Below are 1,257 nucleotides of genomic sequence, written 5' to 3' on the forward strand. Positions count from 1 at the left end.
GGCCGGCCGCGGTCGGCTCGATCAAGGGCATGATCGGCCACGCCAAGGCGGCGGCGGGCGTGGCGGGCCTGATCAAGGCGGCCATGGCCGTGCACGAGCAGGTGCTGCCGCCGACCATCGGATGCGTCGACCCGCACCAGGTGCTCACCGACGAGGGCGCCACGCTGCGGGTGCTGCGCACGGCCGAGCCGTGGCCGCAGGGCGCGCCGCTGCGCGCGGCGGTGACCGCCATGGGCTTCGGCGGCATCAACACGCACGTGGTGCTGGAGAACACCGGCCCGCGGCGGCGGGTGTCCAGCCGGGTCAAGGCGCTGGCCGCCGCGTCCCAGGACGCGGAGCTGTTCCTGCTGGACGGCGGCACCTGGGACGAGCTGCGCGGCCTGGTGTCGGAGCTGCTCGACTTCGTGCCCAAGGTGTCCTACGGCCAGCTCGCCGACCTGGCCGCCACGCTGCGCGGGCGGCTGCGCGGCCTGCCGTTCCGGGCGGCCGTCGTGGTCTCCTCGCCCGACGACGCCGTACGGCAGCTCACCCGCGTGCTGACGGCGCTGGAGTCCGGCGAGAACGCGCTGTCCACCCCCGACGGCAAGGCGTTCCTCGGCCGAGCCTCGGCACGGCCGCGGATCGGCTTCCTCTTCCCCGGGCAGGGCTCGGGCCGCGGGACCGACGGCGGCGCGCTTGCCAGGCGCTTCGCCGACGTCGCCGAGGTGTACACCACGGCGGCGCTGCCCACCGACGGCGACATGGCGGCCACCGAGGTCGCCCAGCCGCGCATCGTCACCGGCTCGATGGCGGGCCTGCGCGCGCTGTCGCTGCTCGGCATCGAGGCGGACGCGGCCGTCGGGCACAGCCTGGGCGAGCTGTCGGCCCTGCACTGGGCGGGCGCGATGGACGAGGACGCGCTGCTGCGCGTGGCGACCAAGCGCGGCCGGGCGATGCGGGAGCGCAGCGAGCCGGGCACGATGGCCGGCGTGCGGGCCGCGCCGGAGACCGTGCCGGCGCTGGTGGGCGACCTGCCAGTGGTGATCGCCGGGTACAACGGGCCGCTCCAGACCGTCGTCGCCGGGCCGGTGGCGGCGGTGGAGGAGGCCGGCCGCCGGGCCGAGCGCGCCGGGCTCACCTGGACCAGGCTGAACGTCTCGCACGCCTTCCACTCGCCGCTGGTCGCCCCGGCGGCCGAGGCGCTGGCCGGCTACCTGGCGGAGGAGCGGTTCGGGCCGGTCGCCCGGCGGGTCGTCTCCACCGTCACCGGGGACGACC

General features: G+C 76.8%; 1 protein-coding gene. It reads left to right on the forward strand.

Annotated elements, in window-relative coordinates; genetic code table 11:
• Positions 1-1,257, forward strand: a 1,257-nt coding sequence (locus ACWCSD_RS52720; protein ID WP_449927519.1) for an acyltransferase domain-containing protein, incomplete at both ends; no start/stop codon positions are given.

It is taken from the genome of Nonomuraea sp. NPDC001684, from assembly GCF_053596515.1.